The organism is Microlunatus sagamiharensis, assembly GCF_900105785.1.
GTDB classification, from domain to species: Bacteria; Actinomycetota; Actinomycetes; order Propionibacteriales; family Propionibacteriaceae; genus Microlunatus; species Microlunatus sagamiharensis.
The window spans coordinates 3,631,296-3,654,742 of sequence record NZ_LT629799.1 but is presented as its reverse complement, the minus strand read 5'-3'; the positions used below and the strand labels follow the sequence as shown (position 1 = coordinate 3,654,742).

Genomic DNA, 23,447 nt, shown 5'->3' with positions numbered 1-23,447 from the left:
CGGTAGAGTGGAACGCCGTGCCCAGTCCCCTCCCGGCGTCCGCCCAGCCCTCCTCCGGCGACGCGACGGTCCCCCCGGGCGGCCTCGACGAGGTCCAGCAGGAGTCGCTGGCCGCGCTGCTGCGGCTGACGCCGGTCGCCGACCGCCTCGCCGGGCTCTTCGTCGACGCGGGCCACACGCTCTTCCTGGTCGGCGGCAGCGTGCGCGACGCCCTGCTCGGCCGGCTCGGTGCCGGCGGCGTCACCGACCTCGACTTCACGACCTCGGCCCGCCCAGACGACATCGAGGCGCTGCTGCGCCGCTTCTCCCCCGCGGTGTGGACGATCGGCAAGGAGTTCGGCACCGTCGGCTGCCAGGTGCTCGACGAGGCCACCGGCACGACGTGGGTGGTGGAGGTCACGACCTTCCGCTCCGACGCGTACGACGCCGACAGCCGCAAGCCCGCCGTCGCCTTCGGCGACACGGTCGAGGGCGACCTGCTGCGCCGCGACTTCACGGTCAACGCGATGGCCCTCGAGCTGCCCTCGCGACGCTTCGTCGACCCGTACGGCGGCCTGCGCCACCTGGCCCGCAAGATCCTCATGACCCCGGCCGAGCCGGAGGAGTCCTTCAGCGACGACCCGCTGCGGATGATGCGTGCCGCGCGGTTCGCCGCCCAGCTGGGGATGGTCCCCGCGCCCGACGTCGTGATGGCCATGGAGGCGATGTCGGACCGGATCGCCATCGTCTCGGCCGAGCGGGTGCGCGACGAGCTGAGCAAGCTGCTGCTGGCCGACCACCCGCGTCCCGGGCTCGACCTGCTCGTCGGCACCGGGCTGGCCGCCCACGTGCTGCCGGAGCTGCCGGCCCTGCAGCTCGAGGTCGACGAGCACCACCGGCACAAGGACGTCTACGAGCACAGCCTCACCGTGCTCGACCAGGCCATCGAGCTCGAGCCGCGCCTGCCCGCCCGCCCGGACCTGGTCAACCGCCTCGCCGCGCTGCTGCACGACATCGGCAAGCCGCGCACCCGGCAGTTCGAGGCGGGCGGCAAGGTCTCCTTCCACCACCACGACGTGGTCGGCGCCAAGATGGCCCGCAAGCGGCTGACCGCGCTGCGCTACCCCGGCGACGTGGTCAAGGCGGTCTCGGAGCTCATCGCCCTGCACCTGCGCTTCCACGGCTACGGCGCCGGGGTCGCCGAGGGCGGCGGCTGGACCGACTCGGCCGTGCGCCGCTACGTCCGCGACGCCGGGGACGAGCTCGAGCGGCTGCACATCCTCACGCGGGCCGACTGCACCACCCGCAACCGGGCGCGGGCGGCGCGGCTGTCGGCGGCGTACGACGACCTCGAGGAGCGCATCGCCGTGCTCGCCGAGGAGGAGGAGCTCGGCGCGCTCCGCCCCGACCTCGACGGCAACGCAATCATGGAGATCCTCGGCGTCGGCCCGGGCCGGGTCGTCGGCCAGGCGTACGCCCACCTGCTCGAGCGCCGCATCGACGACGGTCCGCTCGGGCCGGAGCGGGCCCGCGAGGAGCTGCTCGCCTGGTGGGAGCGGCAGCCCCGCTGACCGGGCTCAGGCCTCGGCTGCCCGGGTGCCGGTCCGCAGGGACTCGGTGCCCCGGTCGAGGTGCAGCCGGCGGCTGACGACCGCGAAGGCGACGCCGGTCGCCAGGTAGCAGGCCGCGAGCACCGCGAGGACCGGGATCGAGCGCCCGTCGGTGGGCAGGACCAGCGCGCCGACCGCCGCGGCGAGCACCAGCGCGACGTTGAAGACCATGTCGTAGAGGACGAACGTGCGGCCCTTGACGTCGTCGTCGACGTGGGCCTGGACGAGGGTGTCGACGCAGATCTTGATGACCTGCGCGCCGAGGCCGAGCAGGAAGGCGGCGACCAGCAGCGGCACCCGGCTGTAGATCGCGCCCGGCAGCAGCTGGACGACGGCCGAGCCGAGCAGGCAGCCGACGACGACGGCGCGGATGCCGAAGCGCGCGGACAGCGGCGGGGCCAGGGCGGCGGCGGCGACGAACCCGACGGCCGTGGCCACCACGAGGACGCCGAGGTCGGCGATGGCCGGCTCGACGTCGGTGACGGCGTGGAAGTAGTTGCGGTACACGAGGATCGTGGCGACGGTGACGACGCCGTAGACGATGCGGTGCGCACCGATCGTCAGCAGGCCCAGGCCGGCCTCGGGGCGGGCCCGCAGGTGCCGCACCGCCTCGACCAGCCCGTGCAGGACGTCGCCCGCACGCGCCGCGGTGGTCGTCTGGTCCGGGCCCAGCGCCCGGCGTGGGATCCGCAGCGCGAGCAGGCCGGCGACGACGAAGGCCACGGCGACGACGACGAACAGCACCGCGTTGGCCAGGTAGTCCGGCACCAGCCGACCGAGCACGAGGCGCAGGGCGGTGCCGACGCCGGCGCCGACCAGGACCCCCGCCGGCCCCACCGTGGGCACGACGGCGTTGGCGACGAGGTACTCGTCCGGGTCGATGGTGTGCGGCAGCGACGCCGAGAGCGCGGCGAGCAGGTAGCGGGTGAGGCTGATGCTGAGCAGGACGATGCCGTAGACCGCGACCTCGGAGGCGCCCGAGCGGGAGCCGCTGCCGACGACGCCCGCCAGCGCGAGCGCGAGGACGGCCTCGCCGACGGCGCCGACCAGCAGGATCTGGCGCCGCGAGAAGCGGTCGATCGTCACGCTGACGAAGGGCCCGAGCACGGAGAAGGGCAGCAGGGTGACCGCGAGGACGGCCGCGATCGACGCCGCGTCGGGCTGGCGCTCGGGGGAGAACAGGACGAACGAGGCGAGCGCGACCTGCAGGAGGCCGTCGGCGCCCTGGATCGCGACGCGGACGACGAGCAGCTGACGGAACAGCCGGTGGCGCCCCAGGCGGCGCAGGCCGGCGACGAAGCTCACCGGCGCACGACCGGACGGCGGCTCACGTCTGCGGGTTCTTGGCGAGGTAGGCCGCCATCGTGTCGTTGCGCAAGGCCTTGCCCAGCTGGGCCATCTTGACCTGGTCGACCACGTCGACGTCCTGCCCGCCGATCATCTGGAAGCCCGAGATCGGGGCCTGGAGCAGGTCGATGTCCTTGGCGCTCAGCCGCAGCGACAGCGCGGTCGAGCGGATGTCGGCGTCGCTCAGGCTGTTGTCCACGGTCAGGTGCTTGGACAGGTTGCCGACGAAGGCGCTGAACTTGACCGGGTCCGAGACCACGCCGGCGCTGAGGCCCTTGGCGACGATCGCCTTGATGACGTCACGCTGGTTGGCCGCCCGGTCCAGGTCGCCGCCCGGGAGCGAGTGGCGCTCGCGGACGAACCACAGCGCGCGCTTGCCCTCGATCGTGATCTTGCCCTTGGGGTAGTCGTAGCCGTGGGAGCTGAAGGCCGTCTTGTTCTCCACGGTGACGCCGCCGAGGTCGGTCGTCAGGTCGATGAAGCCGTCGAAGTTCACCAGCACGACGTGGTCCATCGTCGCGCCGGTCAGCTCCTCGAGCGTCTTGACCGTCAGCGTCGGCCCGCCCAGCTCGAAGGCGGCGTTGATCTTGTTCTTGCCGTAGCCGGGGACGTCGACGTACATGTCACGGGGGAACGAGGTGATGTACGCCTGGTCGCGCGCCTTGTTCAGGTGCACGACCATGATCGAGTCGCTGCGGCCGTCGGCCGGGTCGGCGTCGTCGCGGCTGTCGGAGCCGAGCAGGACGTAGTTGAGCTCGCCGGTCTCGCGGGGCTGCGCGCTGGACGCCGAGCCCGACGGCGTCGCCGGCGGGAGCTCGATGCCGCGCTGGATGTTGCTGGTGATCTGCCGGTTGATCGTCCAGGCGTACGCGCCCACGCCCACCAGGGCGACCACGAGCACCGCGGCGACCGCCACGACGACGCGCCGCAGGACCCGCCGCCGGGGTGCGGGCGACACGGGTCCGGTCGGCCCTCCGGGTGCCGGCGTCGTGCCGTCGGCGGTCTGGCTCACTGCGTCGTCCTTGCGTCGGGAGAGCACGGGAGTCTACGGGGGACGGGCGTGCGGCCGTGCTCCGCGGCGCCCAGGAGCCCAACGCCGGTGGGGGGTCGGATGGTTCCACGCCCGGAGGACGCCTAGGGTGCGGGCGTGTCACGCGCCGAGGAAGCCGCCCGCCGCGCCGAGCTCGCCGCGGCCAAGGACCGGGCCGAGTCGCGCGAGGCGCAGGTGCTCATCGACGACTTCCTCGTGCAGGCCCGCGAGCGGGGCATCGCCCCCGAGCCGCTGCGGGCCACGCTCTACGACGGCCACGGCGTGAGGACGGACAAGACCGGCTGGTACCTGCGGCTCAACAAGAGCGTCGCGGTCGGCGACGACGGCGCGTACTACGTCCTGACCGTCCCGGGCGGCCTGCGCGAGCGCTTCACCGGGGTGCGCTTGCGCCCGACCCCGCCGCCGCTCGAGGTCGGCCGCGGCGGCAAGGACGGCGAGACCGGCGGCCTCGCCGACTTCCTGCGCTGGCGCCTCGAGAGAGGCAACGCCGCGCAGAAGTCGTGACCGGCAGGTCTCCTCCGGAGCCACAGCCGCCTTGCGCGCCTCCGCCTGGACGACCGGACGGCGACGTCGACACGTTCTTCGTCGGCGTCGCCGGGAGGGAGGAAGGCGGAGGACCGGAGCGCAAGGCGCGTCCGAGCGGAGCGAGGACAGAGGGCAGAGCTCGGTTCTTCCTACATCTCCTCGAGCGCGGTCGCGGACTTCTTGACCTTCACGTGCCGCATGTAGGCGTCGATGACCTCGTCCGGGGCCCCGCGCATCATCAGGCGGCCCTTGTCGAGCCAGATGCACTCGTTGCACATCTCGGAGATGCTGCTGAGGCCGTGGCTGATGAGGAACATCGCCCGCGCGCTCTCCCGGAGCTCGGCCATCTTGACGCTGGCCTTCTCGCGGAAGTGGGCGTCACCGGTCGAGAGGGCCTCGTCGATCATGAGGATGTCGGGCTTCATGTGCACGGCGACGGAGAAGCCGACGCGGGCGCCCATGCCGGAGCTGTAGGTGTTCATCGGCATGTCGATGAAGTCCCCGAGCTCGGTCCACTCCGCGACCTCGTCGGCGCGCTCCTCGACCTCCTTGCGGGAGAGCCCCGCGGCGAGCCCGCCGAGGATGATGTTCTCCCGGCCGGAGAGCGACTTGTTGAAGCCGACGCCGAGCGCGAGCAGCGTGCTCGCCTTGCCCCAGACCTCGACCTTGCCGGTGGTCGGCGGCAGGATGCCCGCCATCGCCCGCATCAGGGTGGACTTGCCGGCGCCGTTGGAGCCGATGATGCCCATCGCCGTGCCGACCTTGACGTCGAAGGAGACGTCGGTCAGCGCCTGGATCTCCTTGACGGCGCGCTGGCCGCGCCCGAGCCGGGTGATCGCCTGCTTGAGCGTGGGCTTCTTCTCGAACGTGGTGCGGTAGGTGATCGAGAGGTCCTCGACCCGCACGGCGTACGGGGACCGGTCGCTCTCGGCCACGACCTCAGGTGAGACGGACAGCAAAATCACGCTCCCGCGAGATGAAGAAGAGGAACCCGACGGCCGCGGCGACCAGGGCCCAGATCCCCGAGCTCAGGAAGAGCGCGGGGTCGGGCACCTTCTGCTCCTGGAGGGCCTCGGTGTAGCCGCCGACCATGGAGTACATCGGGTTGAGCTGGATGATCGTCAGCAGGGTCTTGTTGAAGTGCGCCACGTTCTCCGGCAGCCACAGCACCGGCGAGAGGTACATCCAGATCCGGATGAAGTAGGGCAGGAAGCTCGAGGTGTCGCGGAAGTAGACCTGCACCGTGGCGAAGAAGGCGGCCAGGCCGGCGCCGAAGAGCACGATCGTGCCGAGGAAGTAGAGCGACAGCAGCATCGTCGGCGACCACACGTCGGTCAGGAAGATGAGGTGGAAGACGAAGTAGACCGGCACGGTCGGCAGGAAGCGGAAGAACGCGGTCCGGACGGCCGAGAGCGGGATGAGCAGGCGCGGGAACGCCGTGTTGATCAGCAGCTTGCCCGAGGAGACGACCGACTTGGTGCCGCTGTTGATCGAGCTCGACACCAGCTGGAAGGCGAAGAGCGCCAGCGTGAGGTGGACGAACGCCTTCGGGTCGTGGCCGCCGCGCAGGATCGTGATGAGCAGGTAGTAGACGCCGGCCAGCAGCAGCGGGTTGATGACCAGCCACGCCTGCCCGAAGAAGGTGGACGTCTTCTCCCCGCGCATGGTGGCGCGGCTCATCTCCGAGGCGAAGCCGCGCCGGTGCCACAGCTCGCGGAAGTAGGGCACGAGCGGCGGCAGACCGGCCCGGTGGGGGCCGTAGTGGTGGTAGACCGGCTCGAAGTCGGTGCTCTCGCGCACGGGCGCCGTCATGCCAGCCTCCTCGGGTGCTCGCCGTCCAGCGGGACCGCTCCGGTGTCGCCCGCAACGGGCCCGCGGACGAGTGCGTCCGCACCGCCCGAGGGCGAGGGTCAGTCTGCCACGGCTGCGGCCACTCCTCGCCTCTCGCGCGGCGCGTCGGGGCCGCCGCGGACGGGCGTGCGACGCCTGCGCAGCCGGACGAGGACGCCGACGAGCACGACGGCGGCCAGCGCGAACGCGACGCTCAGCAGCGGCCCGGAGTCCCGCCCCTCGCCGCCGAGCCGCGCCGTGGACGGGTCGCCCGGTGCGGAGAGCACGGTGACCGTGTCACCGACCTGCAGCCGCTGACGGTCCCGCCCGTGCGCCGCGACGTAGTCGTACGTGCGCCCCTCGACGACGTAGCTCACCTTGGGGGCGAGGCTGGGCGAGCGGGCCTCGGCGCGGGAGTCGCGGGTGCCGCCGAGCGGGGCCCGGGCCACCAGCGCGACCACGGTGCCCTCCGTCCGGGCGGCGGTGCGCACGAACTGCGCGTTCTGCATCGACAGCAGGCCGAACACGGCGGCCATCGCCACCAGGTAGACCGCGGCCAGGACACCGACCGTGGTGGGGAAGCGCTGCCGGCTCACGAGGAGACGATATCGGCGCGGACCTGTGCGCGAGCCAAGCAGGACCGACCCGTTTCGAGACGGACGACAACGTGCCCGGGTCGGACAACACCTCGGACAACACCCTCGGAGCAGAGTGGCGCTCGACGGGGAGAGCGTGGTCCGAGCAGGGGAGCAGACGGTGGCGGTCGGGGCGGGTCGAGGACACGGTGGGCCGGAGGCGCGGTCGGCGGTGCTGCAGCGGCTCGACCGGGAGTGGCGGGAGCTCGAGGACGACGAGGGGGCGAGGTCGGCCTGCCGTCGCTGGTCCGCCCGGGTCGAGGCGTTGGCCGGGTGCTCGCGGCCGGGCGACGTCCTCGCTCGCGTCCCCGAGGACCCCGACGCGGTGCTGCTCGCCCTGCTCGAGGAGGCGGTGGCGGGCGACGGGCTCGCCGCCCGGGTGGTGCTCCAGGCGTTCCTGCCCAAGCTGGTGCGGATGGCCGGGCTCGACCGGGCCGCCGAGGTGGACGACTACGTGACGGCCTTGTGGTGCGAGGTCGTGGCCTACCCGGTGGGGCGTCGTCGCACCTCGGTGGCGGCCAACCTCGTGCTCGACACCCTCAAGGCCGTGCACCGCGACCGTCGGCCCGGATGCGACGTGGCCGTGCCGCCCGACCTCGTGGTCGTCGCCGCCGAGCGGGGCCCGGGCCACCTCGTCGGCTCGGAGCCCCCGGGCCCGGGTGGTCCGTCGGCCGACGCCGTGCTGCGGGTCGCCCGCGAGCACCACCTGGTCGACCCGGGGACGCGCGAGCTGCTGCACAGCGTGTACGCCGAGGGGCTCAGCGGCGCCGCGGCCGCCCGCCTCCACGGGCTCTCACCGGGTGCGGTCCGCAGCCGGTGCTCGCGGGCGGTGCGGGTGCTGGCGCGCCACCCCGCGCTGCTGGCCGACGCGCGCTGAGCGGGCCGTGCGGTGGGAGGTCGCGGTGGGAGGTCGCGAGCGGCGGGGCTAGCTGACGCCGCGGGTCCGGAACTGGATGCTGACGCGCGGACCGACCGGCCGGGTGGTCTTGGGGACGGCGTGCTCCCAGGTCCGCTGGCAGGAGCCGCCCATGACGACGAGGTCGCCGTGGTGGAGCGTGTGCCGGATCGTGCCCGCGCCGGTCACGCCGCGCGTCGGCTGGGCCCCGGGGTGGGCGGGGGAGCCACCGGTCGCCGCGTCGTCGGCGCGGGGTCGGGTGCCGGGCCGGCCCTGGGCGAGGTCCGCCCCGGCGATCGCGCGGGCCACCGCACCGCCGCCGCGCGGCCGGAGCAGGAACTCCCGGGCCGAGCCGAGCGACACGATGGCGACCGCCGTGTCCGTGGTGCGACCCCGGCCGATGGTGTCGCCGTGCCACGCGACCGAGTCGGCGCCGTCGCGGTAGAGGCAGAGCCCCGCGCTCACCAGCGGCTCGCCGAGCTCCGGCGCGTAACGGGCGTTCAGCGCGTCGCGGACGGCCTCCAGCGCCGGGTGCGGCAGCTGCTCGCCCTCGCCGTAGTGGCACAGCAGGCGGGGCACGTCCACGACGCGGTCGTACATGGGCCGCCGCTCGGCCCGCCAGGGCACGTCCTCCAGGAGCCGCTCGAGCAGGTCGCCACCCGTCGCCCAGCCGGGCAGCAGGTCGAGCCACGCCCCACGGGCGAGGCGGTGACGGACCAGGCCGGCGATGGCGGGGTCGACCGCGACCCCACCGGGCGCGCCGTCACCAGCCCCGGGCTCGTCGAGCCCGGCGTCGAAGAGCGAGGCCTCCGCGTACATGCACCGAGGCTAGCACCGATTCGACGACCCGTTCGATTCGAGCAGGGGCGGGGTACGGATCCGCTAGCCCTCGTCGGCAGCGGGGCCGCGCGGTCCACCGGCGGGTCCGCCGTTGCCCGGACCGGCGTTGGCGGGCGCGCCGTTGCCCTGACCCCCGCCGTTGCCGTTCCCGCCGCCGTTGCCGTTCCCGCCGCCGTTCCCGTTGCCCCCACCGTCGCCGCCGCCGTTCCCGTCGCCGCCGCCGTCATCGCCGCCGCCGTCGCCACCACCGTCGTCGGTGGGCGTGGCGGACGGCGTGGGCGACTCGGTCGGCGAGGAGGTGGTCGGCGGCGGGCTGGAGGGAGCGGGGGCCGCGAGCACGAGCTTGATGGTCGTGCCGCGGGAGCTCACGCTGCCGCCGTCGGGGCTCTGGGAGATGACCGTGCCCTCGGGCTGGCTGCTCACCTGGCTCGAGACGCTGAACTTGGTGAAGCCGGCCTCGCGCAGCTGCGTCTCGGCCCCGGAGCGCGACGAGCCGATGACGTTGGGCACGGTCGACTTGCCGGTCGCGTACGTCACGGTGACCTGCTGGCCGAGCGGGATGCTGGTGCCCTGCTCGGGCGAGACGCTGAGCACCTCGCCCTCCTTGGCGCTCGTGTCCTCGCTCGAGGCGGCCGTGGTGTCGACGTTGGTGAAGCCTGCGTCGTCGAGCTTCTCCTTGACGTCGTCGACGTCCTCGCCGACCAGGCCCGACGGGATCTCGGCGGACTCCGGGCCGTCGTTGATCGTCACGGTGACCGTGCTGCCCGAGGGCGCCTGCGTCTTGCCCGCGGGGTCCTGGGCGACGACCGTCCCCTGGGTGTCGGCGTCGCCGTTCGTGTGCTCGACGCTGAGCCGCAGCCCTGCCCCCTGGACCAGGTCCCTGGCCTGCGACTCGGTGAAGGTCCGCACGTCGGGCACGGCGACGTCCTGCACGGTCGGGTTCGTGAGGCGGTAGACCGCGAAGATCCCGCCGGCCACGAGCGCGAGGGCGAGCAGGCTCAGCAGCACGACCATTCCGGTCCGCCTCTTGGGCTCCTCCTCCGGCTCGTCATCCTCGACCGTCGTCACCGCCACGGCGGCGGGCGCCGGGGGGACGACGCGGGTCGGGGTGTCGGCGGCCACGGGGACCGGGGCGACCCGGGGGACCACGGCGGTCGTCTGCTGTCCCGCGAGGACCCGGTTGATGTCGGCCTTCATCTCCCGGGCCGACTGGTAGCGGTCGCCGGCGTCCTTGGCCAGCGACTTGAGCACGACGGCGTCGATCTCGGGGCTGATCTCGGGGTCGATCTGGCTCGGGGGCACGGGTGCCTCGCGCACGTGCTGGTAGGCCACGCTCACCGGGGAGTCGCCGATGAAGGGCGGCCGGCCGGTCAGCAGCTCGTAGAGCAGGCAGCCGGTGGAGTAGAGGTCGCTGCGGGCGTCGACGGTCTCGCCGCGGGCCTGCTCGGGGGAGAGGTACTGAGCGGTGCCGATCACGGCCGCGGTTTGGGTCATCGTCGCGCTGGTGTCGGCGATCGCACGGGCGATGCCGAAGTCCATCACCTTGACCGTGCCGTTGGTCGTCAGCATGACGTTGGCCGGCTTGATGTCGCGGTGGATGATCCCGGCGCGGTGGCTGTAGCCGAGGGCGTCGAGGACGCCCGCCGTCAGCTCGAGGGCCCGCTCGGGGAGGATCTTGCGGCCGTCGCGGAGGACGTCACGCAGCGTCGGCCCCTCCACCAGCTCCATGACGATGTACGGGATGGAGACGCCGGTGCGCGGGTCCGGCTCCTCGCCGGTGTCGTAGACCGCGACGATCGTCGGGTGGTTGAGCCCGGCGGCGCTCTGCGCCTCGCGGCGGAACCGGGCCTGGAAGGTGGGGTCGGTCGCGAGGTCCGGCCGCAGCTGCTTCACCGCGACCGAGCGGCCGAGGCGCAGGTCGACGGCGCGGCGGACCTCCGCCATGCCGCCGCGCCCGAGCGGGTCGCCCAGCTCGTAGCGGCCTCCGACGGTCTCCGTCATCGCCTCGTCCCCTCCTGCGGCCCGGTCCCGGACCTCGCTGTCTCTCCCGTGCCCTGCCACCGGTCCGGACGCGGTGGCGCCAGGACCCCTCGCGCCCCCCGGACCCTCATCGTGACAGGCCCGCCTGCATCACGGCCCGGGCGATGGGGGCGGCCAGGCGGCCGCCCGCGATGTCGTTGCGCGGGATGTCCGCGTCCTCGACGACCACCGCGACCGCGATCTGCGGGTCGTCGAGCGGGGCGAACGAGGTGAACCAGGCGAAGGGCTTGCGCTTCGGGTCGGACTGCGCGGTGCCGGTCTTGCCGCCGACCTCGACGCCGGAGATCTTCGCGTTGGAGCCGGTGCCCTGGCTGACGACGACGCCCATCATCTGCTGCAGCGCCTCGGCGTTGCCGGGCGTCATCGCCGTCGAGAGAACCCGCGGCTTGCGCGTCTCGATCGGGGTGAGGTCGGGGGCCTGGACCGAGCTGACGACGTAGGGGTCCATGAGCACGCCGTCGTTGGCGATGGCCGAGGAGACCATGGCCATCTGCAGCGGGCTCGCGGCCACGTCGTACTGGCCGATCGAGCTCAGCGCGAGCTGGGCGTCGTCGAGGCTGTCGGGGAACTGGCTGGCCACGCCGCCGAGGTCGGTGAGGTGGCGGGCGTCGAAGCCGAAGAGCTGCGCCTGCTCGCGCAGCTTGTCCTCGCCGACCTCGAGGCCGAGGTTGGCGAACGCGGTGTTGCACGACACCTTCAGCGCCTGCTCGATCGTCACCGTCGTGCCGCCGCAGTTGGTGGAGTTGGGCAGGTAGGTGCTGGTGCCGGGCAGCCGGAGCCGGTTCGGCGCCTTGACCTTGGAGTCGGGCGACTTGCCGTCGGCCAGCGCGGCCGCCGCGGTGACGAGCTTGAAGGTCGAGCCGGGCGGGTAGATCTCGCGGGCCGCCCGGTTGCTGAGCGGCTGCGTGCTCTCGCCCGCCAGCTCGTCGTACGCGCGGTCGGCCTTGTCGACGTCGTGGCTGGCGAGGGAGTTGGGGTCGAAGCCCGGGCTCGTCACGAGGGCGAGCACGGCTCCGGTCTTGGGGTTCAGGGCCACGACCGCGCCCTTCTGGCCTCCGAGCGCGGTGGCTGCGGCCTCCTGGACCTTGGGAACGATCGTCGTCTGCACGCTCGCGCCCTGCGGGGTCCGGTTCGTCGCCAGGTCGATCATCCGGCGCACGAACAGCGAGTCCGCGGTCCCCGCGAGCTGGGTGTTGTAGGTGTTCTCCAGGCCCGTGCTGCCGTGGTCGTAGGAGAAGTAGCCGGTGACGGGCGCGTACAGGCTGCCCGCGGGATAGCTGCGCTGGTAGTCGAAGCGGTCCTTCGACGGCACCGTCGCGGCGATCTCCAGCTTGCCGGCGGCGAGGATCGAGCCGCGGTTCTGCGCGAACTCGGCGTCGCGGACCCGGCGGTTCTGGGGCATGGCGTCGAGCGGCCCCTGACGGAACAGCACGATGTAGGTCCCGTTGGCCAGCAGCAGGGCGAACATCAGCATCGCCACGACCGCCACGCGCCTGATCGGTCCATTCATGACGGAACCCTCACGCGACCCGCACCACCTGGGTCGTCTCGAGGTCGGGCCGGCTCGCCGCGGTCGCGACCGGGCGCCGCACCTGGTGGGAGATGACCATCAGCAGGCCGACGATGATCCAGTTGCAGATCATCGACGAGCCGCCCTGGGACATGAAGGGCGTGGTCAGACCGGTCAGCGGCAGCAGCCGCGTGACCCCACCGATGATGGCGAAGACCTGCAGCGCGAAGGCGAAGGCCAGGCCGGCCGCGAGCAGCTTGCCGAAGGGTTCGCGGCACTGCAGCGCGGTCCGCAGGCCGCGGGCGACGAACAGCCCGTAGACCATGATCAGCGCCATCAGGCCCGCCATGCCCAGCTCTTCGCCGATCGCCGCGGCGATGAAGTCGCTCCTGGCCAGCGGGGTCAGACCCGGCCGCCCGAGCCCGAGGCCGGTGCCGAGCAGGCCGCCGTACGCGAGCCCGAACTGCGCGCTGATCACCTGGTAGTAGGCGTCGAAGTCGGTGAACGGGTGCAGCCACGCGCCGACCCGGACGCGGACGTGGCCGAAGTTCAGGTAGCCGAACCACGCGCCGGCCGCGAAGAGGAGCACCCCCAGCACCGGCCAGCCGGCGCGCTCGGTCGCGACGTAGAGCATCATCACGAACAACCCGAAGAAGAGCAGAGAGGTTCCGAGGTCGCGCTGCAGGACCAGGATGGCCAGGCTGAGCAGCCAGACCGAGAGGATCGGCCCGAGGTCGCGGGCGCGCGGCAGGTCGAGCCCGAGGACGCGGTAGCCGGCAAGCGCGAGGACGTCGCGCTTCTCGACCAGGTACGACGCGAAGGCGATCGCGAGCAGCACCTTGGCGGCCTCGGCCGGCTGGAAGCTGTAGGGCCCGACCTGGATCCAGATCTGCGCCCCGAACTTCGCCGTGCCGATGCCCGGCACGAGCGGGAGCAGCAGGAGCGCGACGCCGACCAGGCCGATCGTGTACGGGTAGCGCTGCAGCCGGCGGTGGTCGCGCAGGAGTACCGCGACCCCGATGAAGATCGCGACCCCGAGCCCGGTCCAGATCAGCTGCTGGCGGGCGCCGTGCGCGACGGGGTCGTTGATGAGGTCGATCCGGTGGATCATCGCCAGCCCGAGCCCGTTCAGCACCACCACGCAGGGCAGCAGCAGCGGGTCGGCGTAGGGCAGGCGCCACCGGACCGCGAGGTGCACGAGCAGCACGGCGACCGTGCAGCCGAGCGCCACCGTCCCGAAACCCGGCCCGAGCGCGCCCATGACGTTCAGGTCGACCTGCGCGTACGCGCCGAGGCCCAGCGCCAGCGCGAAGGCGAGCAGCACGAGCTCGATGCCCCGCCGGCGGCGGGGCACGACGGTCAGCGGTCGCTCGGGACCGGTCGTGGTGGCCGGCATCAGCAGGTCGGTCCCGTGCCGGCGGAGGCGCTCGGGGCGGCGGAGACGGCGCTGCCGCTCGGGCTCGGCACGACGCTCGCGCTCGGCGAGGGGCTGGCGGACGCCGGCGGCGTGCTCGTGCTGCAGCGCGTGGCCGCGTCGCGCAGCTCGGTCACCGTCTCCCGCGCGGCGGCGAGGCTCGGCACGTCGATGGAGCTGCGGACCCGCTCCTGGTAGTAGGCGGGCAGCGTCGAGACGTCGAGGTCCTGGACCTCGTAGAGCTCGGACAGCGGCAGGCCGGGAAGCCCGTCGGACACCCCGCGGAAGATGGCGACCTGCGTGCCCGCGGTGCCCACGTAGTACTGGCTGCGCGTCCACGCGTACGCCGCCCCGAGCCCGGCGGCCACGACGACCAGCACGAGCACCGCCGTCACGACCGGGCGCGCCCAGCGTCGGCGCGTCGGCGGCACGGGGTCGTAGCGGGACTCGTCGGCGCGCGGACCGGGCCCGGCGGGCGGCACGGCCCCGGCCGACTCGTCCTCCCCGTCCTCCTCGTCCTCTGTGTCCGTCGACTCCGCCTCGGGGGCCGGGGCGCCCGGTGCGCCCGTCCGGGTGATCGCGATGTCCTCGTGCTGCTGCGTCCCGCGGGCCGGCGGGACCGACCGTTCGGCGGCGGCGCCGAGCACGGTCGAGGAGGTGGTGTTCGCGGGGGTCTCGGCCGCGTCAGCGGGCTCGCCGACCAGTCCGGTCGCGGTCTCGACGACGTCGGCGACGAGGACGGTGATGTTGTCGACGCCGCCCTCGGCCCGCGCGGCGGCGACGAGCGCCGCCAGCGCCTCGTCGCGGTCGGGCAGCCCGAGGAGCTCGGCGATCTCCGGGTCGTCGACCAGGCCGCAGAGCCCGTCGCTGCAGAACATCAACCGGTCGCCGGCGGCCACGTCGAGCAGCGCGAGCTCGGCGTCGGCGCCGGGCTGGCCGTTGAGGACGCGCAGCAGCAGCGAACGGTGCGGGTGGACGGAGGCCTCGGCCTCGCTGATCCGCCCCTCGTCGACCAGGGACTGCACCCAGCTGTGGTCGTGGGTCAGGCGGCGGAGCGTGCCGTCACGCAGCAGGTACGCCCGGCTGTCGCCGATGTGGACCAGGCCCAGCCCGGCCCCGTCGAACATCGCCGCGGTGACCGTGGTCCCCATGCCGTCGAGGGCGACGTCGTCGGCGATGAGGTCGGCGATCCGGTCGTTGGCGTCCTCGACCGCACTGGACATCACCTCGAGCATCGCCGGGCCCTGCGCGGACTCGTCGACCCGCATCAGGGTGTCGACGGCCACCGCCGAGGCGAGGTCACCGGCGGCCGCGCCGCCCATCCCGTCGGCGACGACGAGCAGGTGGGGGCTGGCGTACCCCGAGTCCTGGTTGTTCTTGCGCACCAGGCCGATCTCGGAGTGGCTCACCACCCGCAGGACGAGGGACATCAGGGCTCCAGCCGCAGGATCGTTCGACCGATGCGGACGACGTCGGCGAAGCCGATCGTCGTGGGGCTGGTGATGCGCTGGTTGTTGACGTAGGTCCCGTTGGTGGAGCCGAGGTCCTCGACGTAGAGCCCGTCGGGGCCGTCGACCACGCGGGCGTGGCGGGTGGAGACGTAGTCGTCGTCGAGCACCAGCTGGCAGTCCGCCCCGCGTCCGACGAGGATCACGTGGTCGACGAAGACGCCGGAGTCACCGGTCTGGGGACCCTGCGTGATGGTCAGCGCCCGGGGAGCGCCGCGCTGCCGGCGCACCTTGCGAGCGGGGGGACGGGGCACCTCGAGGGCCTGCGGCCCGTCGTCGCTCGCCACGGTCCGCCCGAAGAGGTCGCTGCGCACGACCGAGACGGCGGAGAGGATGAAGAGCCAGAGCAGGGCCAGGAACAGCACCTTGACGACGGTGACGGCGATCTCCGACACGGGTCTCGCCTCAGCGGGCGGAGGGGTCGTGGACGAGCATCCGCGTGGTGCCGATCTCGATCCGGGAGCCCTCGCGGAGCGTCGCGTGACGGACCTTGTGCCCGTCGACGGTGATGCCGTTGGTCGAGCCGAGGTCGACGATGTCGAGGCTGCCGGGGCCCTCGGCGTCGACCCGGATCTCGGCGTGGCGCCGCGAGATGCCCGGGTCGTTGATCCGCAGGTCGGCGTCGGTGCCGCGCCCGATGACCAGGCCCGGGGCCTGCAGCGGGTGCCGCATGCCGTTCACCTCGAGCACGAGGGTCGTCGTGCCCCGTCCGGTCCGGCCGGCGGGCGGCACCGTGCGGCCACGCCGGTCGTCGCGGTCCTCGCGGTCGTCCGCGCTCACCGAGGGGCGCGGCTCGGGCTGCGGCGTACGGGCCGGGGCCTCGGGCACCTCGACGCCGGCGACGGCCTCGGAGGACACCGTGAACCGCCCGGTGGGCAGCCGCTCGTCGAGCGCCAGGTCGATGCGGATCGGGCCGCTGAAGACGTAGCCGCGGTCGCCCGCGTGGGAGCGCAGCTCGTCGGCGAGCTCGCGGGTGAGCGTCGAGGCGTACGGCGCGAGCTTGTCGTGGTCGTGGGGGGAGAGCTCGACGGTGAAGTCGTTGGGCACGAGCCGCTTGTCGCGGGACATGAGCTTGGCCTCGGCGTCGAGCTCGCGCTGGAGGCGCGCGGCGATCTCGACGGGCTGCACGTCGCCCTTGAACGCGCGCGCGAACACACCGTTCACGGCACCCTCGACGCTCTTCTCGAAGCGCTGGAAGATCCCCATGTCCCTCCTCTCCATCGGCGACCACCCTACGGTGCGGCTCGGGCCGGACCCCGCATCCCGGCTCCGCGGGGAGCGTCCGCGTGACGCTTTCGCGCGTGGTCGGCCGCTCCCGCCGTGCTAATCTTCTCCGGCTGGTCAGGCAGGTGGCGACACCGGGCTGACCGAGCGCGAGTGGCGGAATGGCAGACGCGCTGGCTTCAGGTGCCAGTGCCCGAAAGGGTGTGGGGGTTCAAGTCCCCCCTCGCGCACGATGAGTGGTTCACGGTTTGAGGGCCTCACGGTTCACAAACTCGAAGTGGGTTCTGACTAGGCCAGATAGACGGTTCTGTCAGTGGGTTTAGCGAGCATGAGGATTGCGGGCAGAAGCGTTCGCATACTCAATGTCTTCCCGGGAGGTACTGCCGGTGACCGACCCTCAGGTGAAGCGTGTACTGCGCCCTGAACTTGTAGAGCTGGGCAACCGGGTGCGCCGTGCTCGCTATGCCAGCTCCATGACGCAGGCTGAGTTGAGCGATCGGACTGGCCTCAGCCGAGTGGCGCTTTCCAACATCGAGCTCGGTGTCAAGGAGGTCGGCGTGCTCAAACTCCGCCGCCTCGCCGCAGCCCTCAACGTCAGCGTCGGGCAGCTCGTCGACTAGCCGATCCCCTCTGCAGAAGTCGCGCCGCACTGTCGCACCAGCGCACATCTTCACAGCTCCCTCAGCCCGTCCTGAGGCCACGAGCGACCTCGAACACTGTTGTCATCGTCGATAGGAGCCGCCGTGACGTCCGACCCTCAGCCCAGTCAGCGGCCGCGTCCGCGGTTCCGCACCCGACAGGAGCCGGTGGTAACGGCGGCCGACCCGGAGAGCCTGTTCGGAGAGTTGCCGCGCACTCCTCAAGGCGTTGGGGCACTTTGGTCGCATCAGGCTGACCAGCTCCGCACGTACAGCGAGAAGCATCGGGATGACCTGGACGTCGCTCTGGAGCTACCGACCGGGTCGGGAAAGACGCTGGTCGGGCTCCTACTCGCGGAGTGGCGCAGACGAGCGTTGTCGCACCGCGTGGTGTACGCGTGCCCGACCAAGCAGCTCGCACGGCAGGTTCTCAACAAGGCCCACCAGCAAGGGATCTCCGTGGTCCTGCTCGTCGGCAGTCACCACGAGTGGGACCGAGCCGATCTCGCTCGGTACACCCGCGGGGAGGCCGTGGCCGTCACGACCTACAGCTCGATCTTCAACTTCAACTCTCATCTCGGCGATGCACAGACGTTGTTGTTCGACGACGCCCACGCGGCTGAGGGTTATGTCGCGGAAGCCTGGGCGCTGTCAGTAGAGCGGGGCCGAGACGTCTACACCCAGCTGTTCGACGCGCTCGGTGACGACGTCGACCCGCAGTTCATCACCCGCATGGTCGCGCCCGACAATGTCGCCGCCGACAGCAGCGAGGTACGGCTGCTGCCCGTCGCGGCCGTGGCCCGGCGCGTCGGCGAGGTGGACGCGGTTCTCGCCACGCTTCAGGGAAACGAGGCGTGGCGTTTTCGGGTGCTCCGCGCCAACCTCGCCTCATGTCTTTTCTACGTCGCCCGCTCCGGCTTCTATATCCGGCCCATGATCCCGCCGACGTTCCAGCACGAGCCCTACACCAACCCGGAGCAACGGATCTACCTGTCGGCGACGCTCGGTGAGGCCGGAGAGCTAGAGCGGTCTTTCGGCCGCAGCCCGATCAGCCGGGTGCCCGTGCCTCCCGCATGGGACCGCACCGGCAGCGGTCGCCGCTTCTTCGCATTCCCCGAACTCGCCACACCCGCTGTCATCCCCGTCGGGGCGGGCGGCGGCGAGACCGACGACGTGACGGTGCACCAGACGACGTTGCGGCAGCTGCTCGACCTCGCCCAGCGCCGGCTGATCCTCACACCGGACGACCGGAGTGCCTCGGCTTTCGCCGACGACCTTGATGTACCGGCAGAGCAGCGCTACACAGCGAAGGATGAGCGCGGGCTGCAGCCGTTCCTGACGGCGCCGACCGGAACGCTCCTGGCCGCGAACCGCTACGACGGCATGGACTTAGCCGACGAAAGTTGCCGAATGATGCTCATGGCGGGGCTGCCGACGGCGTCTCATCTGCAGGACCGGTTCCTCGAGACGAAGCTCCGGGCTGGCGAAGTGCTCCATGAACGCATCCGGACCCGCGTGATCCAGGGCGCCGGAAGGTGCACCCGAGGGCCCAAGGACTGGGCGGTAGTGGTCGTAGTCGGAGAAGACCTGCTGCGGTTTCTGTCCCGCGGGGAAGTTAGGTCGGCGCTGCCTGTCGAGCTGCAGGCCGAGGTGTCTTTCGGGCTCGAGGTCAGCCAAACCGCCGGTGAGAACCTCGTGTTGCTCGGCGAGAGCGCCTTGACCCAAGACAACGTTTGGCAAGAAGACGCAGAGCCCGAGCTCGCCGCACGCCGCCGCGACGCAGTCCGGTCCCCCTCGGCCCACGTCGGCGAGCTGGCCGACAGCGCTCCACGCGAGATCCGGGCCTGGGCTTTGGCGTGGCAGCAGGACTGGGAGGCCGCGGCGCGGGCGGCCGTCGAAGTCATGGAGAACCTAACCGGGTCAACACTTCGATCCTACCGAGCGCTGTGGGCTTACCTGGGAAGCGCGTGGTCGGCGCTAGCCGCGGCCGACGGCGACTCGGTGAAGGTCCAGCGCTCTACCGAGCTACTTCGCACAGCGCACAAAGCGTCAACGGGCACGACATGGCTCAAGGAGGTCCAGCCGTTGCCCGCGGCCCGCATCGACGTCGAACCGGCCGACGAGGAGGCCGTCGACCGAGTTGTCGCCCTGCTCGCCGGTCCACTACGCAGTGCCGCCAAGTTCAGCCGTGACGCCGCGGCGATGCTTGCCGGGCTGGCGCAGAACAACGCCACCCCGTACGAGGCCGCCCTTGTCACGCTCGGCAAATTGCTGGGGGCGAACTCGTTCAAGCCGGCGGGTCAGGGCAGGGCCGACGCGGCCTGGCTCTGGGAGCCGCTCTGGATCAGCGTCGAGGCGAAGAGCGAGCAGGACGAGGAAGGCCTGCTCAGCATGGGATACGTCCGCCAGACCAACACCCAGCTCGCCTCACTGGCCGCTGACACGGGGATGGACGCTCCCCCCGAGGGCAGCGTCAGCGTGATCGTCACCCCTCGTAGCATCGTCGACCCCGATGCCGTGCCAATCGCCGCATCACACGTCCACCTCGGCTCGCCTAAGCTCGTTCTTGACATCGCCCACGATGCCGATCGCGCCTGGAAGGAACTCCGAGGGATAGCCCCCGGCGCTACAGGGGAGGACTGGCGCCAAGCGGTCTCGGAGGTTCTTTGGCAGCACCGGGTCCTGCCCACCCAGGTTCGGGAGCGTCTGACCCGCGACCCCATTCGCGGCCGATGATGCAACGCGCCAAGAGGAAGCGGCGCGCTATCGACCCGTCTTCTGGGCGATGTCGGAACGGTGGATCTCCGTCGCCCTCAGCAGGCCAATCTGCGCGGACGTCTTGACGCGTAGCTGATAGCACTTCGGCCGTATCGCGGCTAAGTGGTGGGCAAGTTTGCCCGGCGCTGCTCGCGGCGTGGCTAGTCCTTAGTGGGCTCTTGCGTCTGCCCGCTCGGACCCTGATCCGCAGGTCCTGGCGATTGGGGGTGTGGGCGTAGCGCATCCTTGGGTACCTGGATCTGGCTGGTGGGGACCGTACCCGAGGGGTAGCCGCGTTCGTGGACGTTGGTTGGCTTTGGCGCCTCGTGCTGCGGTTGATCGCGCTTCTTAGGCATCGGGGAACTTTCCTGTCGTTGAATGGAACTCTAAGTACCGGATGGAGTCTGCAGGTATCCAGGCGGCACTAGAAACGTCCTCAGAAGAACCGTCTGCCTGATCCAAGCGGATGAGTTGACTGATATACAGGTCTCGCTGCTGGTCGGGATAGCCGCTGGCGTAACTGCGGGACGGTGGCGAACCAGCCGATCCTCCATCGTCTCGTTCGCCCCAGTAACCGGTGATGTGACTGCCGTCGTTGAGCACCACACGGACGACGCCGCGTAGATCCTGCACGCCGAACAAGTGGTCCCACGCGCGGCTGGCATGTCCGGCTCCGGCCAGCAGTCGGCCGAGCCGACCCTGCCAATCTCGCCGATGCCGACGGTTTGTGAAAGCTCCAGCACCACCGCCAACGACCGCGGGCAGAACGACCACCAGTCCGATCACTGCTGCATAGCGCCACCCTGTTGTCGTATCGCCAGACGCCGCCGCTTTCGCAACCGAAGCGAACACTGGGTATGCGAAAGCCGACAACACCAAGTACACGCAGGACGCAGCCAGCAGCCGAGACAACCGATCGCCGGTCTGGCTCAGGGACTTGCCAGTCACCCGCTCGTACATCCAAGTGTGCACGCCGCCAGGCAGCAGCGCCACCAGCGCCACCAGGAGTCCGGTCAACGAGGTCGGCACACTTAATAGCATCCCACCTGCCGGTAACAATTGACGCCAGCATGCTCCGCGCCTTCTACATAGCTGTGCGCTCGCGGCGCGTCTCGGGCAGTAACAGATCGGTTCAGCTCATCCACGTCTCGTCGCAGAGTGAGTAGCCACGCAGAGTGAGTAGCCACTCAGGCTCGAACCCGGTCGAGCCCGAGGTTCATCACGCATCAATCTCGCTCGGCAAGATCGCATTATTAGAGGCACGACTTGAGCCGTGACATGACGCGCTCAGAGTCCGCGGAACAATGGCGAGCGCGTCCAGCACCCCTGGAACTTCCCCAACCACACCACCATCTTGTGATGGCCGTAGTGCTCCATCAGCTCCAGTCAGGCGGTGAAGGTGCCGGCGAGTGTGGGGTCGACGGACCAGGAAGAGGCAGGATCTGAACTGTCCGCAAGCCGACCGTCCTGCGGTCACGTCCGGCTAGTGCCTACGCGACAGTCTCAGCGGCTAGAACGCCGTCGACGTAGGCCCTTACCGGCTGACGCCGTGCCCCCGCCAGAAGCAGGGCTCGATCCTTCTCGATCCGCACTTCGTGACGCTCGTGGACGCCGACGGAGAAGCAGTAGGTCTTGGTGAGACTCACCGAGACCGTCCGCAAGTCACGGACGGCGGGAACGCCGTCGACCGTGACACTGAGGTTCCCCCAGAACTTGTCGAAGCTGAAGACGACCTCGTGCGTCTCGGCAGAGCCGACCGGAAACGCCAGCCGCGTCGGCTTAGACCTTGCGCCCAAGATCAGAGCTACCAAGATCAGCGCCGCACCAAAGCCGGCTCGCCCGCTGTGTGCAGCGATGGCAACGCCAGCCAGCGCGATCATGACCAGCCCGAGCACGAGCATCACGACGAACTTGCCGCGGCCTCCGCCGGACCGAGCCTGGGTCGCCGGCAGGACTATAGGGGCTGCAGGTACCGCGCGCAGGCCCCTCGCGCGAAACGGAGGTGACGGTCCAGTCACCGTAGACGCGCACCGGAAGGGGACCGGCTTGCCGGCGGGTGGCAGCCCGCGGACGCGTTCTCACAAGTCGCGCTCAACTCGCGTCTAACGCGACGGCGCGAACCGCAGCAGGATCCGCACCAACAGGGCACCATGTTCAGCGTGCGCCGACGCGAGTACACGGCATCAGAGCTGTCTCGGCTCGGGGACATCGTCGGGCAACGGCCCGCGCGCTTGGCGGCTCATGTGAGTAACGGTCCTTGGTATGGGTTCAACGGCATTCAGGCCCTGGTGCTCACGAACGAGGCGGTCTATCGCGTCCAGCAGGGCTGGGCTCTGCTCCCCGATCGCGTCATCGACAAGTACCTGCTCAGCGACATCAGCGAACCGCGTTGGACCAGCAGCCGCGCCGGGCGGACGGGCAGGATCTCCTTCAATGTCGCCAGCGCGCGCCACTCCTACGCGTCGAAGTGGCAGGAGGCAGCCGACTTGGCGCTCGCACTCGAGCGGATTGTGTCGGCCAGCTGACGGTCGCCGCTGAGGGACCGTCGTACGGAGGCGCCGGTCGCCGGCATGCTGACCGACCATGGTGCGAGACGGAGCCCTGTCGATCAGCGCAAGCGAAGCCCAGCTGGGGCATCGGTGAAGGGCCGAAACGCAGCAACCACCTCTTGCGGGGTCGCGCGAACGTGGTCGAGCAGGACGCTACGGCCGACCGGGCGCGTTTTCGCGCGGCGGGCGAAGTCGGCGCCTGCGTGGCTAACGAGTAGGACCCGGTTCCAGTGCGGGAGCAGTCGGTGGAGGCCACGCGCCCCCTGGACCTCGATCGACGCGATCGACGCCCAGGGCATCGGCGGCCCCTGCGGGCTCCACCAGACCCCCGCATCGTCTGCCCGGAGCGCCCACGGCTGACGCCGCGCCTCTCTGACGGCAAGCCAGCGGATCACCGCCGTCGGCAGCTGGCTCACCAGAAGCAACCATGGCACGAAGTCGCGCGGCTCAACAGCTGCCAGGACAGCGACCGCGAGAATCAGCACCGTCGACACGAGCGCTGATCTGACCCGTGATCCGATCCTCGGCGGGAAGGTGACCACGTCAGCGCCGCTGACTGCGCCGCTCGCCCTCGCTGGCAAGGTCACGCCCACACCGTACGACGCCCCCGCGTTCGAGACAGGAGGACTTAGCGAACTTGCGACGCCACCCTGACGTACTTGCAAATCGACCGTCCTGCGCAGCAGGACTGGCCACGCTCAATTGATGAACTCGAAGACGCCGAACCGTCGTCGCCAGAGCACGACCGCCAACACCGTGAGTAACGGCAGCACCACAGCCATGACCACCTCGAACGTGCTGCGCGCCGTCAAGGCGGCAGCGGCAGCGGTAACGGCAGCCCCCAAGCAGACGAGGGCGCGAACAACCCAGCTGGTCGCCGGAAGACTGGCAACGCCTTGTCCGGTACCGGCGTCAGGACCAAGTAGCACGGCCATGACGCCGAGGCACCAGCCAGCCATAGCGGGTAGCCACCAATGATCAGCAGCCGCCCCGACTGCTGATCCCACACCGCCGGCAGCGGCGGCGAACAGCCAGAACCACCATGGCTGTGCCCTTCTCCGGTCAGCCACGACGGTCGTGTTCCTCCCTGGTCAC

General features: G+C 71.1%; 21 protein-coding genes and 1 tRNA gene. 7 read left to right on the top strand and 15 right to left on the bottom strand.

All coding sequences use genetic code 11. From position 1 onward, the window contains the following. Positions 1–17: 17 nt before the first annotated feature. A complete protein-coding gene (locus tag BLU42_RS16870) occupies positions 18–1,550 on the top strand; it encodes a CCA tRNA nucleotidyltransferase (RefSeq protein ID WP_091077035.1) in 1,533 nt (510 codons plus the stop codon). A 6-nt stretch (positions 1,551–1,556) separates the two neighbouring features. Here BLU42_RS16870 and BLU42_RS16865 read toward each other — a convergent pair whose 3' ends face one another. Both BLU42_RS16865 and BLU42_RS16860 read right to left on the bottom strand, forming a co-directional pair. Beyond that, the gene (locus BLU42_RS16865) at positions 1,557–2,894 is read right to left on the bottom strand and encodes an MFS transporter (RefSeq protein WP_091077031.1); all 1,338 of its coding nucleotides are present in this window, start codon (positions 2,892–2,894) and stop codon (positions 1,557–1,559) included. Positions 2,895–2,916: 22 nt separating this feature from the next. Continuing rightward, positions 2,917–3,948, bottom strand: a complete 1,032-nt coding sequence (locus BLU42_RS16860) for an LCP family protein (protein WP_091077028.1) — start codon at positions 3,946–3,948, stop codon at positions 2,917–2,919. Between the two features lie 135 nt (positions 3,949–4,083). Here BLU42_RS16860 and BLU42_RS16855 point away from each other — a divergent pair, with 135 nt between their 5' ends. After that, positions 4,084–4,491, top strand: a complete 408-nt coding sequence (locus BLU42_RS16855) for a hypothetical protein (protein WP_091077026.1) — start codon at positions 4,084–4,086, stop codon at positions 4,489–4,491. 170 nt (positions 4,492–4,661) lie between these two features. Here BLU42_RS16855 and BLU42_RS16850 read toward each other — a convergent pair whose 3' ends face one another. The 3 genes from BLU42_RS16850 to BLU42_RS16840 all read right to left on the bottom strand — a co-directional run bounded on the left by BLU42_RS16850 (position 4,662) and on the right by BLU42_RS16840 (position 6,938). Then, positions 4,662–5,447, bottom strand: coding sequence for an ABC transporter ATP-binding protein (locus tag BLU42_RS16850; protein WP_091077023.1), 786 nt, complete (start codon positions 5,445–5,447; stop codon positions 4,662–4,664). 4 nt (positions 5,448–5,451) lie between these two features. After that, the gene (locus BLU42_RS16845) at positions 5,452–6,324 is read right to left on the bottom strand and encodes an ABC transporter permease (RefSeq protein ID WP_091077019.1); all 873 of its coding nucleotides are present in this window, start codon (positions 6,322–6,324) and stop codon (positions 5,452–5,454) included. Positions 6,325–6,422: 98 nt separating this feature from the next. Continuing rightward, positions 6,423–6,938 (bottom strand): DUF3592 domain-containing protein, encoded by a 516-nt coding sequence (locus BLU42_RS16840; protein WP_091077015.1) that lies wholly within the window; start codon positions 6,936–6,938, stop codon positions 6,423–6,425. A 211-nt stretch (positions 6,939–7,149) separates the two neighbouring features. Between BLU42_RS16840 and BLU42_RS16835 the strand changes: the two genes are divergently transcribed. Next, the gene (locus BLU42_RS16835) at positions 7,150–7,854 is read left to right on the top strand and encodes an RNA polymerase sigma factor (protein ID WP_091077012.1); all 705 of its coding nucleotides are present in this window, start codon (positions 7,150–7,152) and stop codon (positions 7,852–7,854) included. A 48-nt stretch (positions 7,855–7,902) separates the two neighbouring features. On the opposite strand, the gene BLU42_RS16830 is transcribed toward BLU42_RS16835, so the two are convergent. From BLU42_RS16830 to BLU42_RS16800, 7 genes are all read right to left on the bottom strand, one after another. Next, positions 7,903–8,691 (bottom strand): alpha-ketoglutarate-dependent dioxygenase AlkB, encoded by a 789-nt coding sequence (locus BLU42_RS16830; RefSeq protein ID WP_197680489.1) that lies wholly within the window; start codon positions 8,689–8,691, stop codon positions 7,903–7,905. A 63-nt stretch (positions 8,692–8,754) separates the two neighbouring features. Further along, positions 8,755–10,713 carry a Stk1 family PASTA domain-containing Ser/Thr kinase gene (pknB, locus tag BLU42_RS16825; protein ID WP_091077009.1) on the bottom strand — a complete coding sequence of 653 codons (1,959 nt, stop codon included), beginning with the start codon at positions 10,711–10,713 and terminating at the stop codon, positions 8,755–8,757. 106 nt (positions 10,714–10,819) lie between these two features. Beyond that, positions 10,820–12,262: a peptidoglycan D,D-transpeptidase FtsI family protein gene (locus tag BLU42_RS16820; protein ID WP_091077005.1), complete on the bottom strand. Its 1,443-nt coding sequence runs from the start codon at positions 12,260–12,262 to the stop codon at positions 10,820–10,822. Positions 12,263–12,272: 10 nt separating this feature from the next. Continuing rightward, positions 12,273–13,658 carry an FtsW/RodA/SpoVE family cell cycle protein gene (locus BLU42_RS16815; RefSeq protein ID WP_091077000.1) on the bottom strand — a complete coding sequence of 462 codons (1,386 nt, stop codon included), beginning with the start codon at positions 13,656–13,658 and terminating at the stop codon, positions 12,273–12,275. After that, entirely contained in the window at positions 13,658–15,106 is a 1,449-nt protein-coding gene (locus tag BLU42_RS16810) for a PP2C family protein-serine/threonine phosphatase (protein WP_091076996.1), read from the bottom strand. The genes BLU42_RS16815 and BLU42_RS16810 overlap by 1 nt, the downstream gene beginning before the upstream one ends. Then, positions 15,106–15,579 (bottom strand): FHA domain-containing protein FhaB/FipA, encoded by a 474-nt coding sequence (locus BLU42_RS16805; RefSeq protein ID WP_091076993.1) that lies wholly within the window; start codon positions 15,577–15,579, stop codon positions 15,106–15,108. Before BLU42_RS16805 ends, BLU42_RS16810 begins: the two co-directional genes overlap by 1 nt. Before the next feature lie 10 nt (positions 15,580–15,589). Beyond that, entirely contained in the window at positions 15,590–16,390 is an 801-nt protein-coding gene (locus BLU42_RS16800) for an FhaA domain-containing protein (RefSeq protein ID WP_091076990.1), read from the bottom strand. 165 nt (positions 16,391–16,555) lie between these two features. Here BLU42_RS16800 and BLU42_RS16795 point away from each other — a divergent pair. From BLU42_RS16795 to BLU42_RS16785, 3 genes are all read left to right on the top strand, one after another. Further along, positions 16,556–16,638, top strand: a tRNA-Leu gene (locus BLU42_RS16795). Between the two features lie 156 nt (positions 16,639–16,794). Further along, positions 16,795–17,028: a helix-turn-helix domain-containing protein gene (locus tag BLU42_RS16790; RefSeq protein ID WP_157720055.1), complete on the top strand. Its 234-nt coding sequence runs from the start codon at positions 16,795–16,797 to the stop codon at positions 17,026–17,028. A 123-nt stretch (positions 17,029–17,151) separates the two neighbouring features. Next, positions 17,152–19,782 (top strand): DEAD/DEAH box helicase, encoded by a 2,631-nt coding sequence (locus BLU42_RS16785; RefSeq protein WP_157720054.1) that lies wholly within the window; start codon positions 17,152–17,154, stop codon positions 19,780–19,782. A gap of 369 nt (positions 19,783–20,151) precedes the next feature. On the opposite strand, the gene BLU42_RS20720 is transcribed toward BLU42_RS16785, so the two are convergent. Then, complete coding sequence (locus BLU42_RS20720; RefSeq protein WP_157720053.1) at positions 20,152–20,832, bottom strand: DUF6338 family protein; 681 nt, start codon at positions 20,830–20,832, stop codon at positions 20,152–20,154. Positions 20,833–21,293: 461 nt separating this feature from the next. Then, on the bottom strand, positions 21,294–21,707 hold the full coding sequence (locus tag BLU42_RS16780) for a hypothetical protein (protein ID WP_197680488.1): 414 nt from the start codon (positions 21,705–21,707) through the stop codon (positions 21,294–21,296). Between the two features lie 255 nt (positions 21,708–21,962). Here BLU42_RS16780 and BLU42_RS16775 point away from each other — a divergent pair, with 255 nt between their 5' ends. Further along, on the top strand, positions 21,963–22,328 hold the full coding sequence (locus BLU42_RS16775; RefSeq protein ID WP_157720052.1) for a hypothetical protein: 366 nt from the start codon (positions 21,963–21,965) through the stop codon (positions 22,326–22,328). Positions 22,329–22,411: 83 nt separating this feature from the next. Here BLU42_RS16775 and BLU42_RS16770 read toward each other — a convergent pair whose 3' ends face one another. Then, a complete protein-coding gene (locus BLU42_RS16770) occupies positions 22,412–22,939 on the bottom strand; it encodes a hypothetical protein (RefSeq protein WP_157720051.1) in 528 nt (175 codons plus the stop codon). Positions 22,940–23,447 lie beyond the last annotated feature (508 nt).

Bases quoted from the DNA above. Each gene is read 5' to 3' on its own strand.
- BLU42_RS16845 (WP_091077019.1), bottom strand. From the start codon at position 6,324: ATGACGGCGCCCGTGCGCGAGAGCACCGACTTCGAGCCGGTCTACCAC.
- BLU42_RS16830 (WP_197680489.1), bottom strand. From the start codon at position 8,691: ATGTACGCGGAGGCCTCGCTCTTCGACGCCGGGCTCGACGAGCCCGGG.
- pknB (WP_091077009.1), bottom strand. From the start codon at position 10,713: ATGACGGAGACCGTCGGAGGCCGCTACGAGCTGGGCGACCCGCTCGGG.
- BLU42_RS16820 (WP_091077005.1), bottom strand. From the start codon at position 12,262: ATGAATGGACCGATCAGGCGCGTGGCGGTCGTGGCGATGCTGATGTTC.
- BLU42_RS16815 (WP_091077000.1), bottom strand. From the start codon at position 13,658: ATGCCGGCCACCACGACCGGTCCCGAGCGACCGCTGACCGTCGTGCCC.
- BLU42_RS16810 (WP_091076996.1), bottom strand. From the start codon at position 15,106: ATGTCCCTCGTCCTGCGGGTGGTGAGCCACTCCGAGATCGGCCTGGTG.
- BLU42_RS16800 (WP_091076990.1), bottom strand. From the start codon at position 16,390: ATGGGGATCTTCCAGCGCTTCGAGAAGAGCGTCGAGGGTGCCGTGAAC.